The following is a 13,240-nucleotide window of genomic DNA, read 5'->3' on the forward strand; positions in this document are numbered from 1 at the left end:
AATGGAGATTATGCGATGAAAAATTTATTCAAAAAAACAATGATAACGATGTGTTCGGCAGTGATGCTGATGGGAATCGGCGCGGTCAGCGCCAATGCTGCCACTACAACGGTCGGAGATTTTACGGTTGATCGCTCAAAATCCGGCTACTCCTCGCCGTATGTGGTAAGCATTTCGGCATATAACGGCAAAGGCGGCGAAATCACTTTGCCGACAACCGCAGAAATCAACGGGAAGGAATATCAGATAACCTCTGTCGGCAATGCATTTGAGGGAAACGAAAGTATTACCGGCGTCACGATTCCGGACGGATATACGGAAATAGGACTCAGTGCGTTCAAGGATTGTACGGGATTGCAAAGCGTTGAAATCCCCGGATCTGTGGATATGATTTCAACAAACGCATTTTCCGGCTGCACAGCACTTAATACCGTAAATTTTGACGATGATACGGCAGCGTCGCTTACGATCAATTTAGGTGCATTTGCAAATTGTACCGCACTCACCTCTATTGAGCTTCCGGCAAGACTCAGCTCGACAAGATACAATTTTCTGTACGGCTGCGATGCATTGACATCAATCACAATGAAAGACGGTGCGCAAAAGTTTGCCACTGTTGATAATGTACTTTACAATGTCAGCGATGATGAGGCGGTAATGGTTGTATATCCCGGCGGAAAACCGGAAACGGAATACACCATTCCGACAGAAGTGAACGGAAAAGCAGTAACTTCCACTGCAATGCACCTTTTCAGAAACAACTCTGTTTTGAAAAAAGTTACCGTTCCGGCAAGCATTACAAGCTTGGGTGGCTACACATTTAACGGAATGAAAGCCATTGAGGAAATTGTCCTTGAGCATGAAACAGCTCCGTCAATCGGCTCGGAAATTTGCACCGAGATGAATACCAGCAGCAAGGTCATTGTGAAAAACGAAGAAGTTGCAAAGATTTTTGAATCCACATCTGCATATACCAAATATTATACACCCGAAAAAACAACTATAACTGTTGCGGGGCAAACTCCTGAAGTCAAGACGGTTTCCACAAGCTTTTCTGTTTCGGCAGAGCCGGAAATAAAGGATGGAAAAGCGGTTTACAGCATTTATTTTGATAACGCCGAAAATGTGAATGCGGTTCTTTTAAAGGTGTCATTCGATGCGGCACAGGTTAGTGAAGGTACGGTTACGGTTGCAAATGACAAATTCACAAGCGGAACATCAAACTGGACAGAAGAAAACGGAAAACTTATCTTAAAGGCATATGTCGGAATTACCGGAAATGTTTCGGGATTTTCTTCAGCAGAAAAAACAAAGCTTGCAGAAATTGCCGTTCCTTTAAAAGCTGATGCAAAGGGAAATATCACTGCAAAAATAACCGATGCGAAAGCGGCAGGCGTTGTCGGTGAAGATGAGTCGGCAATGAACGGTACAGTCACAATGGGCACATCATCGGCAAACGTATTTGTTCCGAATTATGATGTAAATAGCAACGGTACGGTCGATATTATTGATATTACCGAGGCGCAAAGATACTATCAGGTAGCATCATCGGATGAAACTTGGGCAAAAGCAAAAGCAATGGATGTAAACGGCGACAACAAGGTTGACATTCAGGACTACATAGACATATTCAATCATTTAAGCGATTTCTAAAAAGGAGTATATATGAAGAATAAAATTTTTAACAGATTATCTTCTCTTGTAGTGATTGCGGCTATGCTGATGGGATTTACCGTCAGCGTATCTGCCGGCAATGACGGACTGATTGGTGCAAATATCAAAGACGGTCAGCTCCTCGGTTATTTCGGAGACGGCGGAGATATAAAAATTCCCGATACCGTCACCATTATTGCGGGAGAGGCATTTTTAAATAACGATAATATCACAAGCGTAACAATTCCAGGCAGCGTACAGGTAATCGGCTACCATGCATTTGACGGCTGTACCGAATTGGAACGGGTTATATTTGAAGACCCGACAGACGGAGCCGATTTGATTATACGATTGGATGCTTTTGCAAATTGCCCGAAACTTACGGAATGTGAAATTCCCGCAGTGGCAAGCTATGTGACGGCGAATGTATTCAAAGGTTGCAGCAGTATGGAAAAAATAAAGGTACATCCGCAAAACCCGTATTATTATACGGACGATAATGGCGTTATGTTCGGACCGCGGGTCAATGAGGGTGAGCCGCAGTATGACGATCCGAATTTGACATTGACGGCTTATCCGAGCGGTAGAGAGGGATTATACAGTATCCCCGAAAGCGTTCAAGGAAGAACCGTTGACCGCATCTGGTCAGGGGCATTCAAAAATGCCGAAAAGCTGACGGATATAGAGATTCCCGAAACCGTAAAAATCATCGGAGGCAACGCTTTTGAGCATTCGGGATTAACCGATGTAACAGTACCCGATACGGTAGAGTCGCTGGGTTCCGGGGCGTTTGAAGATTGCACAAAGCTTACGCATATTCAGTTGCCGAAAAATCTGACAAGCATACCGCACAGCATTTTCAAAGGCTGTACAAGCCTTTCGTCAATCGAGTTCCCACAAGCGGCGACCAATATTGAAATGTATGCATTTGCCGATTGCAAATCGCTTACAAATCTAATTCTTCCGGACGGACTTGTGAATATTACACTGGCGGCATTTGAGGGCTGCACCAATCTGCAAAGAGTGGTGATTCCGGCAAGTGTCACGGGATTTCCGAATGATGATACGCTCGGAGCTTATGATATGTTCCCCGACAGTCCGAAAAGCCTTGTTGTATATGTAGAGAAAGGCTCAAACGGAGAGCGATGGGCGGTGAATAATGTTGCCGACTGGGGTTATCAATACAAAATTCTTGACAGTGTATCCAATCTTGACGGTGTTGATTTCGGAAGCTTTTACTTAATCAATCTCGACAAAAAAGTCAGGGTTGAGGGAAAGTTTTCAATCAATTCGCAGCTTGTTGTGAATGAGATAAATTCGGGCAACGAATATGATGCATTTCAGGCAAAATCGGAAAACGGAATTTTGAAAGTATATGAAGTATCCGCAACCCCCGAAAGCGATACCTATACAATCAGTGTCGGACTTCCGGACGGCTGCTCCAAAAATGCAAAGCTGTACTATTATGAAAACGGCGAGGCGGTGGAATTTTCATCATCGCAAGTAAGCAAGACCTTTACCGTACAGACGGACAGTTTGGGATATTTTGCAGTAATTGATTCTTCAATATCCGGCGGAGAAGATCACGAAGTAACGAAAGTAACGCTGAACAAAACCACCGCAGCTATGAAAAAGGGAGACAAACTACAATTATCGGCAACGGTACTGCCACAAACGGCAACGAATAAATCAATTCGTTGGGAAAGCTCAGACAACACGGTAGCGACCGTTGACAGCAAGGGCGTTATAACCGCCGTTTCGGCAGGTAGTGCAAAAATCACGGCAACGGCAGTGAACGGTGTAAATGCTACTTGCACAATCTCCGTTACGGATTCCGAAACCCCAAAACCGGCAGAGGAAAAAATCGAAACCAAAGTATCGCTTAAAGCGGATAAAGCGGTTTCCGAAAAAGGAAAATCGTATTTCACGCTTGCACTTTCCGAATCGTCAAGGATTGCAAATATTCAAATTACTTTTGAAACATCAACCAATGATGTAACAGTCAGCGGAATTAACGGATTTACCGTCATTGGCGACGCAGAGGACGGCAAAGTGGTTTTGGGTTATCTCAATGCAAACGGCGAACTGTTTTCGTCGGCTCAGTCCGCAGATATTGCAAAAATTACTGTCAACGCCGAAAATGCTACACTGAAAATCACCGATGTCAAGGTATCGGGTTGGGACGCCGATAAAACCGTAAAATACGGCAAAGTGAACGGAATCGACCCATCCGAGGCAACCTTTACGGATGCACTTTCCTATGACGTAAATCAAGACGGAACGATTGATCTTTTGGATATTACCGAAGCACAGCGTTACTATCGTGCAGATAAGAACAGTTCAAACTGGAATGATGCATCAAAATGCGATTTCAACGATGACGGCAGAATCGACATCGAGGATTATATGGAAATTTGGCTGAATTTTACAAAATAATGACGCATGATACAGGGCTGTATTCTACTATAGCCCTGTCATTTAAGTAGGAGGATATTATGAACAAAATAGCAAAAAAGCTGTTTTCGGCTGCTGTGATTGTTTGTTTGAGTATTTCGTCTGTTGCTGCCTATGCGGCACAAATCACGCCCTCAAGCACAAGCATCACGCTCGGTAAAAACGATAAAGAAATTTCGTTTGATATTTTTTTAGAAGCTGACAGTACATATGCAGGGGCGGAATTTGGTATTAAACCATCACAAAGCGATGTAGAATTTAAATCACTTGTCTTGTCAGATGAATTGCAGAATGAGTCAAAGGTACAGACTATAAAAGACGGATGTCTGTATTTCGGATTTTTTTCAAACACCAACAAATACAGCACCGAAAAAAAGAAAATAGCTACATTAAACTATACTTACAGTGGCAGCGGAATAAGGACAATTTCCTTAGTTGAATCAAAAATTGTAATAGTTGATGAAACAGGTAAAACAAACGGAGATACCTCATCAAGCCCGTTTACCGTTTCAATAACCCGACAAGGAACATCCGGCGGCGGTGGTGGCAGTTCTTCAAGCGGAGGAAGTATAAAGGAACCGGATATAACCATACCCATTCCTGACACGTCAAAAACCTATTCAGACAAAAAATTTGCGGATATAAACGGTCATTGGGCGGAAAACGATATTTACAGCGGCGTAAAGAACGGCTTGTTCGCAGGCATATCGGATACGATTTTCGATCCCGACGGAACTGTTACAAGAGCAATGGCGGTTACCGTTCTCGGTAGGTTTTCAAAAGATAATACAGAGAGTGCAGTATCGGCTTTTACCGATGTTACGGCAGATAAATACTATGCAAACTATGTTTCATGGGGTGCGGAAAACGGTGTTGTAAAAGGTATTTCCGAAACAGAATTTGCCCCCGAAAGTGCAGTTACTCGTGAACAGATGTCGGCAATGATTGTACGCTATCTGAATTACGAAGAGATCCCTTTACCGACCGGCAGCGAGAAAATAAAAGAACATAGCGATTATGAGCAAATTTCTAATTACGCAAAAGAAGATATGGCAATCTGTTATGAAATGGGACTGATAAAGGGGCATGACAGCGGACTTATAGAACCAAACGGAAATTTAACCCGTGCGCAGCTTGCTTCGATTATGGCAAGAATTTCAACTTATTTTAAAAATACAAAATAAAATTTAATAAAACTCTTGACAAAAAGATATAACACTGTTATTATGAATATAACAGTGTTATATTTTGTTTTGCGGAGGACTGAAAATGAATAGAAACGAAAATAATACGCTTGATGATATTCTGTCGGCTGCAAAAGCTGAATTTTCCGAAAAAGGCTTTCAATCGGCATCACTGCGCAGAATCGTAAAAAATGCCGGCGTGACAACGGGTGCATTTTACGGTTATTTTAAGAGCAAAGAAGAATTGTTTGACGCACTTGTCGGCGAGCAATATGACACGCTTATGGGTATGTTTTGTGAAACGCAAAATGCTTTTACAAGGCTTTCACCGAAGGAACAGGCACAGCAAATGGGCGAGCTTTCCGGCGAGGGAATGATAAAAATGATGAATTATTGCTATGCCAATAAAGATGAATTTAAACTTATTCTCTGCTCCTCTGACGGCACAAAATATGAAAATATAATTCACGATATGGCGGAAATCGAAGTTGACGCCACGCATAAGTTTGCAAAAACAATGGAACAGCTCGGCTATCCGAAATACAATGTTGACAAAACACTTGAGCATATATTGGCAAGCGGATTGTTTTCGGCATTTTTTGAAGTGATTATTCACGATATTCCGCACGAAAATGCGGCAGAATATCTTGAGGAGCTCAAAGCGTTCTATACTGCCGGCTGGAAAAAAATTATGGGATTTTAATCCCTATATTTTTTGAATATATGTTAGGTTAAACTAACTATAAGACAACTTAAAACAAATCAATGCAAGGAGGAATTGTTTTGAAAAAACAATCAAATTTATCACGGCTTTTATCTTATGCCGGCGGACACAAGTATTTTACTTATGTTTCGTGGATTTTATCTGCCGTAAGCGCACTGACTGCACTTGTGCCATTTTGGTACATTTGGAAAATTATCAACGAGGTATTGAAAGCCTCGCCGAATTTCGGCAGTGCGCAAAATCTTACGCATTACGGCATAATGGCAATGGCTTATGCGATTATATCGTATTTAATCTATATCGGCGCACTGCTCTGCTCTCACCTTGCGGCATTTCGCATTGCGGCAAATATGCGTATTGACATAACCGAGCATATTGCAAAGCTGCCCATCGGCTTTACCGACAGTTTCGGCAGCGGAAAGCTGCGCAAAATTATAAACGACTCCACTGCGGCGACCGAAACCTATCTTGCACATCAGCTGCCGGATAAATATGCGGCAATGGCGACACCTGTCGGACTGCTTGCACTGCTGCTTGTTTTTGATTGGCGGCTCGGACTTTTGAGCTTGGTGCCTGTTGCAGTTGGATTTGCGGTTATGTCCGCAATGACGGGAAAACGAATGGAAGAAAAAATGCGGCAGTACGGCAATGCGCTTGCGGCAATGTCCAATGAGGCGGTTGAATATGTGAGAGGTATTCCTGTTGTGAAAACATTTGGTCAATCGGTATTTTCTTTCAAAAAATTCAAAGCCACGATTGACGAATACAAGAAGTGGGTTCTTGCGTACACAAAAGATATGCGGCTGCCGATGATGCTATACACTTTGGCGATAAACGGTGTGTTTGCATTTTTAATACTCGGTGCGTTTTGGTTTACAAACGGCACTGTTGATAGTGAATTTCTCGTAAATCTCTTATTCTACATAATTATAACGCCTGTAATATCTGTCACGCTCACAAAAATTATGTATATGAGCGAGGAGGGCATGGTTATCAGCGACGCTATCGAAAGAATTGACAGCGTGCTTAATGCCGAGCCTATGAGCATCGGAAACTATCCGCAAAAGCCTAAAAGTGCATCTATTGAACTTGAAAATATTCATTTCAGCTATGACGGTAAAAAAGAGGTTATATCGGATATATCGCTGAAAATAAAAGACGGACAGACGGTTGCATTTGTCGGTCCGTCCGGCGGCGGAAAATCAACGCTTGCAAGCCTTATTTCAAGATTTTTTGATGTAAATTCGGGAAGTATCAAAATAGGCGGTGTTGATGTTCGTGATATTCCCAAGGACGAACTTATGAACACGGTTTCATTTGTGTTCCAAAACAGCAAGCTCATCAAAGCGTCCATTCTCGATAATGTTAAAATGGGCAAATCCAATGCCACGGATGAAGAAGTTTTAAATGCGCTTAGGGCTGCGCAGTGTATGGATATTATCGAAAAATTCCCCGACGGTGTCAATACCGTTATCGGAAGTCGAGGAGTTTATCTTTCCGGCGGTGAAATGCAGAGAATTGCCATTGCCCGTGCAGTGCTGAAAAACGCTCCGATTATAATTTTGGACGAGGCGACCGCCTTTGCGGATCCCGATAATGAGGTAAAAGTACAGACAGCTTTTGCAAAGCTTTCCGAGGGTAAAACGGTTATTATGATTGCGCACAGGCTTTCAACCGTTCGGAATGCGGATTGCATTTATGTAATTTCGGACGGAAAGGTTGCGGAATACGGAAACAGAGCGGAACTCATAGAAAAGAAAGGTATGTTCTATAAAATGCAAAATGACTATCAATCATCCGTTAGCTGGAAAGTATCAAACGAAACGGAGGAATCGAGAAATGATTAAGCTTATACAAAAAGCCACGGCATCGTCAAAGGACGGTGCGGCAGGGTTAATAAAAGGCATTATCGCCTGCGCCTTTCAGAATATGGCATTTATGCTGCCGACAGGACTTTTATATTATTTGGTCAAAGATTTACTCGGCGGCGATATGGGCGGAAAAGCAGTTTTTTACACAGTCGGCTGCGTTATATGCTTTGCGCTTATATTAATTACAACTTGGTTTCAGTATAACAATACATTTTTTACGACATACGAGGAAAGCGGAAAACGTAGATTAAGCTTAGCCGAAAGGCTCAGAAAGCTCCCTCTTTCGTTTCTCGGCAAAAAAGACCTTGCCGACCTCACAAGTACGATTATGGCAGACTGCGAAGTTTTAGAAAAGGACTGCTCGCACTACATACCGGCGCTGTTCGGCTCGGTGATTTCCACGATAGTCATTGCACTCGGTTTGTTTGCGTTTGACAAGGCAATGGCGCTTGCGGCACTGTGGGTAATTCCCGTATCGGTGCTGATTATCGTGCTGAGTTACAAGGTTCAGGACAGAGCGCAGCAAAGGAATATGTCGGTCAAAATGGCTTGTGCAGACGGAATACAGGAATACATAGAAACATTGCGTGACCTCAAGGCAAACAATGCGGAAAGCAGTTACCTTAAAGGTTTAAGAAGTAAAATTCGTTCCGTTGAAAAAGGGGCTTTCAAAACGGAAATAACCACCGCCGTTTTCGTAACCTCTGCCGGAATGGTGTTAAAATTCGGCATCGCAACCGTTGCGCTTGTCGGTGCGTCACGGCTTGTCAGCGGAAAAATAGATGTTTTAACGCTTTTTATGTTTTTGCTCGTTGCATCCCGTCTTTACGACCCGATGCAGGCGGCACTTCAAAACCTTGCGGCGGTTATTGCAATGCGGACAAATGTTGCACGAATGAACGAAATCTTAGACCACGAAATTCAGCAGGGCGGCGATACTCTCACAAACAAAGGCTGCGACATTACCTTCGACCATGTGGGCTTTGCCTACAAGAGCGGCGAAACGGTGCTTAGTGATGTGTCGTTCACCGCAAAACAGGGCGAGGTTACGGCGCTTGTTGGTCCGTCCGGCGGCGGAAAGACAACAGTGTCACGGCTTGCGGTCAGATTTTGGGATAATCAAAAGGGCAAAATTACTGTCGGCGGTATGGATATTTCAAAAATCGATCCCGAAAAGCTGATGACGCTTTATTCTATCGTTTTTCAAGATGTAACGCTTTTTAATAACACCATTATGGAAAATATCCGACTCGGCAGAAAAGGCGCAACCGATGAGGAGGTTTTGGCGGCGGCACACCTTGCGAATTGTGATGAATTTGCCGAAAAGTTCCCCGATAAATGGAATACCAATATCGGCGAAAACGGCTGCGAATTGTCGGGCGGCGAAAGACAGCGGATTTCAATCGCCAGAGCATTTTTGAAAGATGCACCGATTATACTTTTGGACGAGGCAACCGCAAGCCTTGATGTTGAAAACGAAACCGCAATACAGACTGCCCTTTCAAGACTTATCAGGAATAAAACGGTTCTTGTCATTGCTCACAGAATGAGAACAATCACCGGTGCGGACAAAATTGTTGTTTTGTCGGACGGCATTGTTGCCGAGCAAGGCGCACCGGAGGAACTTTTAAATAAAAACGGAATATTTAAGAGAATGGCTGATTTACAGCTTCAGGGACAGAATTGGACGGTGAGATAATGTCATTTTTTGAAAACACTCGTAAGCCTGTGGGATTCGGCGGGAAAGTTATGACCGCAATGATGAATATAGGACACAAACCTATGGCACATTGGGGACTTCAATTCTTGAAAGTTTCGTCAAATGCCAAGATATTGGACTGTGGCTGCGGCGGTGGAGCGAACATCAAAAAGCTTCTTAAGAAATATCCGCATAGCATTGTAAATGGTATTGACTATTCTATTGTCAGTGTGGAAAAATCCAAAAAAGTCAATAATAAGGCTGTTGCAGAAGGACGCTGCACAGTTCTGAAAGGCAATGTAATGAATATGCCGTATTCGGCGGCTTGTTTCGATGCTGTTACGGCTTTTGAAACCATCTATTTTTGGCAGGATTTGCCGAGATGCTTTTGTGAGATCTATCGGGTACTGAAACCCGGCGGAACATTTCTAATATGTAATGAGGTTAGCGGTGATGAGGCTAAAGATGAGAAATGGACAAAAATCATTGAGGGAATGACCATATATAAAGATACAGAATTGAAAAAATATCTCGGACAGGCAACGTTTCGCAATATTCAGATTCGGAAAAAGAATAATTGGTTGTGCGTTACGGCGGAAAAGTGAGGGATATTATGTCAAAAAAAGCAACAGAATTTCAGCGTGTGGCAATGAGTCGGATTTACCGCGGAAAAGAGATATTTAAGCCGCTTAACACCGGGTGGATTGATGAAAATGTCGCTTGCGTAAGAGAGTGGGTTGCAAATATATTTTTCTATCGCAAGGGTGAAACAACAATTATGATTGACGCAGGCTACAACTATGACAGGCTTGCGGAGAAAATGGGCTGGCTTGGGATTGACGCAAAATCAATACGGCATATTCTTATAACGCATCAGGACACCGACCACGTTGGGGCGGTTGAGGCAGACAGCTTGGGATTGTTCAAAAAGGCAAAACTTTATGTCGGAGAAATTGAAAATCGTTATCTTACGGGCGAGGTTCGCCGAAGGGTTATGCACCGCCTATATAAGTTGCCGCAGGTGACGATAAATAACAAAAAGCAACTGTTAAAGGACGGCGAAACCTTTAAAATAGGCAATATTAAAATCCACGCATTTCTTGTTCCGGGTCATACATGGGGACATATGGTATATTTGATTGATGATAAGTATCTGTTTACCGGAGATACGATTTGGTTTGGTGCAGACGGCGGTTACAGCTTTATTTCAGCACTTGCGGAAAGCAATAAGCTGGCGGTGAGATCGCTCGGGATTCTTGAGCAAAAACTGAAGAAAATGTGTGTTAAGCCGCTGTTTATTACGGGACATACAGGTTTTACCGACAACTTTGAATTTGCATTTGCACATAAGGAAAAGCTGTGTTCACCGTTTAAAAAGAAAGTTCATGATCCGTCGGCACCGTACGATGCCTATGATGAGTCTGATGATACGGAGAGAAATGCAAAAAACGGATTTTTAAAGGTAGCAGGGAAATAGGAGAACTGAAATAACGGAGGCAAGCTATGTTTTGGGATAATGTTGCGTGTGTATATGACGTTTTTGCAAATGTTATCAACCGAAAAACAAATGAGGAACTTTGCTCTGTGGTGAAAAATCTGATTCTGCCCGAATATGAGGTTTTGGAATGTGCCTGCGGCACCGGATTACTCACAAAAGAAACAGCACAGCGGTGCAAAAGCCTTGTTGCAACGGATTTTTTCGAAAAAATGTTGGAGCGAGCAAAGAAAAAGTGCCGTAAATATGCCAACGTACATTTTGAAAAAGCGGACATCATGCACCTTGATTATCCCGATCATAGTTTTGATGCAGTAGTTGCTGCAAATGTGATTCACTTGCTGGACGAACCGTACAAGGCTCTGCACGAGCTTGAACGGGTATGCCGCCCGGGCGGAAAAATCATTATTCCGACATATATGAACCGTACTGAAAACGGCAAGATCAATGGTGCTTCAAAGGCAATCGAAAAAGCCGGAGCTGACTTTAAGAGAAAATTCACTCCGGAGACATATAGAGATTTTTTTGCTGCTGCGGGATATGCAGAAGCAAGCTATACTTTATGTGAAGGACGGATTCCTTGTGCGGCGGCGGTGTTGATAAAAAAGGAGCGTTACTATGAAATATAAAATTGAAAAGAACACTGTACAGGAAACGCTTATTATTCCGCTTTATGCACGGAAAATGTGTTCCGAACTGTATCCCACATTGTATTATGATGAAACAGCGTCCGAACTGATTGATAAAATTGATTATGACTTTTCGGATGTTGCGGAAAAATCAAAGAGCCTTATGCAAAGATTTGGATTTTTAGAGGTTGCGATGCGCCAAAACGACCTTGCGTGGGAGATTCGGGATTATTTAAACGCACACCCGAACGCTGCAGTTGTAAACTTAGGCTGCGGACTTGATAACACCGGGCGCTGCTGTGATAACGGAAAATGCAAAATCTACAACCTTGATTTCCCTGATGTTATAACGGTGCGAAATAAGCTGCTGACTGCCGGCAAGCGTGAGAAGAATATAGCGTGTGATATAAACGATATAAGCTGGTTTGAAGAAATAGACGCATCGGACGGAGTTGTATTTTTTGCCTCAGGCGTATTTTATTATTTTCGCACCGAACAGGTTAAAAGGCTTGTTCGGGCTATGTCAAATATGTTTGGCGGCGGCAGAATGGTGTTTGACGCCGCCGGGAAAACTGCTGTAAAGATGATTGCAAAGACCTGGCTTAAGGAATCAAAGATAAAAGACGTCGGCGCTTACTTTTCCGTTTCGAACGCAAAGAAAGAGCTTTCCTTATGGAGCAGAGATATGAGCATTTCAAGCAGAGGGTATATGCTCGGTTACGGCGACCTTAAAAATGCGCCTGTCGGCAGATTTTTTAAGTTTTTAGCAAGCGTAGGCGATAATATTATGAAAATGCAGATTGTGCGTCTTGATTTTGGAGGTGCAAAATGAAATATATAGGAATACCGCTTGGAATGTGGGTGCTGTTTGAAAAATCGTTCAGAAAAAATCTTGTTTCCGAATTCGGATATAATAAAATCACAGCCAAACAAATATCGAAAAACGCAAAAAGCAGATACAAAAGCATTATCCGTAATCTGCCCGAATTTGAAAAGGGAGATCAGTTTAAAACAAACATTGTCGGCTGTGCAATGCTGAGTGCTTTTGTACTCTCTATGCCCAAAAGACCGAGCGTTGACGAACTTACCGAATACTATTCAAAAGCGATGATGACAAGGTTTATGAGGTGGCTCTGCCGCCAAAGCGGAAAGAAAAAATTCACCGCCAAAGACATTGCAGAAATGAAAAAAACTGCCGAATTAAAAGCTGCCGACCGCAACCCGTACTCGTGGAATATGGATTTTTATGAATATTCGGACGGCAGCGGCTATGAGGGGCGATTTACAAAGTGCGGAATTTGCGTGCTGATGAAAGAGCTTGGACTGTTCGATTTGACGCCTGCAATGTGCCGCTTGGATTATACGATGAGCGAGGCAGGCGGAGCCACGAATTTTGTGCGCCGATATACCATTGCGTCCGGCGGCTCGTATTGCGATTGCGGCTATAAAAAGAAGATTTAACGGTTGTTTGTAAATCGAATTTAAAAGGAACTGTAAATAATGCCGTTTTTATTGCATTGTTGTATCTAAA

11 protein-coding genes are annotated in these 13,240 nt (G+C 43.0%); all 11 read left to right on the forward strand.

Annotation, left to right across the window (positions count from 1 at the left end; all coding sequences use genetic code 11):
- The first annotated feature begins 15 nt into the window (after positions 1–15).
- Entirely contained in the window at positions 16–1,653 is a 1,638-nt protein-coding gene (locus ACSAMO_RS00870) for a leucine-rich repeat protein (protein ID WP_499209588.1), read from the forward strand.
- Positions 1,654–1,665: 12 nt separating this feature from the next.
- Entirely contained in the window at positions 1,666–4,089 is a 2,424-nt protein-coding gene (locus ACSAMO_RS00875; RefSeq protein ID WP_499209589.1) for a leucine-rich repeat protein, read from the forward strand.
- 59 nt (positions 4,090–4,148) lie between these two features.
- Positions 4,149–5,291 carry an S-layer homology domain-containing protein gene (locus ACSAMO_RS00880; RefSeq protein ID WP_499209590.1) on the forward strand — a complete coding sequence of 381 codons (1,143 nt, stop codon included), beginning with the start codon at positions 4,149–4,151 and terminating at the stop codon, positions 5,289–5,291.
- Between the two features lie 85 nt (positions 5,292–5,376).
- The gene (locus ACSAMO_RS00885) at positions 5,377–5,994 is read left to right on the forward strand and encodes a TetR/AcrR family transcriptional regulator (RefSeq protein WP_295198347.1); all 618 of its coding nucleotides are present in this window, start codon (positions 5,377–5,379) and stop codon (positions 5,992–5,994) included.
- An 80-nt stretch (positions 5,995–6,074) separates the two neighbouring features.
- The gene (locus ACSAMO_RS00890; protein WP_499209591.1) at positions 6,075–7,862 is read left to right on the forward strand and encodes an ABC transporter ATP-binding protein; all 1,788 of its coding nucleotides are present in this window, start codon (positions 6,075–6,077) and stop codon (positions 7,860–7,862) included.
- Positions 7,855–9,585, forward strand: coding sequence for an ABC transporter ATP-binding protein (locus ACSAMO_RS00895; protein WP_499209592.1), 1,731 nt, complete (start codon positions 7,855–7,857; stop codon positions 9,583–9,585). Before ACSAMO_RS00890 ends, ACSAMO_RS00895 begins: the two co-directional genes overlap by 8 nt.
- A complete protein-coding gene (locus ACSAMO_RS00900) occupies positions 9,585–10,190 on the forward strand; it encodes a class I SAM-dependent methyltransferase (RefSeq protein WP_499209593.1) in 606 nt (201 codons plus the stop codon). The genes ACSAMO_RS00895 and ACSAMO_RS00900 overlap by 1 nt, the downstream gene beginning before the upstream one ends.
- 8 nt (positions 10,191–10,198) lie before the next feature.
- A complete protein-coding gene (locus tag ACSAMO_RS00905) occupies positions 10,199–11,062 on the forward strand; it encodes an MBL fold metallo-hydrolase (RefSeq protein WP_499209594.1) in 864 nt (287 codons plus the stop codon).
- Between the two features lie 26 nt (positions 11,063–11,088).
- Positions 11,089–11,709, forward strand: a complete 621-nt coding sequence (locus ACSAMO_RS00910; RefSeq protein ID WP_499209595.1) for a class I SAM-dependent methyltransferase — start codon at positions 11,089–11,091, stop codon at positions 11,707–11,709.
- The gene (locus ACSAMO_RS00915; protein ID WP_499209596.1) at positions 11,699–12,541 is read left to right on the forward strand and encodes a class I SAM-dependent methyltransferase; all 843 of its coding nucleotides are present in this window, start codon (positions 11,699–11,701) and stop codon (positions 12,539–12,541) included. The genes ACSAMO_RS00910 and ACSAMO_RS00915 overlap by 11 nt, the downstream gene beginning before the upstream one ends.
- Positions 12,538–13,170, forward strand: coding sequence for an L-2-amino-thiazoline-4-carboxylic acid hydrolase (locus tag ACSAMO_RS00920; RefSeq protein ID WP_499209597.1), 633 nt, complete (start codon positions 12,538–12,540; stop codon positions 13,168–13,170). The genes ACSAMO_RS00915 and ACSAMO_RS00920 overlap by 4 nt, the downstream gene beginning before the upstream one ends.
- Positions 13,171–13,240 lie beyond the last annotated feature (70 nt).

This window comes from Ructibacterium sp. SJQ-7 (assembly GCF_054696575.1).